Below are 326 nucleotides of genomic sequence, written 5' to 3' on the forward strand. Positions count from 1 at the left end.
AACCAAACAAGGTGAACCGAAGATTGTGGCTGAGCTTAGCTATCCAGTTACGGGTAAACACTGTGTTGACCGTATTTATACCGACCTGTGTGTGATTGACGTGACTAAAGATGGTTTAAAGGTGATTGAGAAAGTCGACGGTCTTAGCTTTGATGAGTTACAGGCTTTAACTGGTGCAACTTTGATTGATGCGACTCAAAGGTAAAATTTAAACAGTAGTAACTATCGTGACAGGCGACATGGATGTCGCCCGTTGGACAGGGAGGCATGGAAGCCTCCTCTGTTCGACAAAGGTTTTTGTTACTTTTGACCTTTCAAAAGTAAGG

1 protein-coding gene is annotated in these 326 nt (G+C 43.3%); it reads left to right on the plus strand.

Annotated features, from left to right (window positions below; genetic code table 11):
- A partial coding sequence (locus UC75_RS04225) for a 3-oxoadipate CoA-transferase (RefSeq protein WP_128825187.1) occupies nt 1-205 on the plus strand: 205 nt, incomplete at its 5' end.
- Nucleotides 206-326 lie beyond the last annotated feature (121 nt).

The organism is Acinetobacter sp. V2, assembly GCF_001188385.1.
In the GTDB taxonomy this organism is placed as follows: domain Bacteria; phylum Pseudomonadota; class Gammaproteobacteria; order Pseudomonadales; family Moraxellaceae; genus Acinetobacter; species Acinetobacter oleivorans.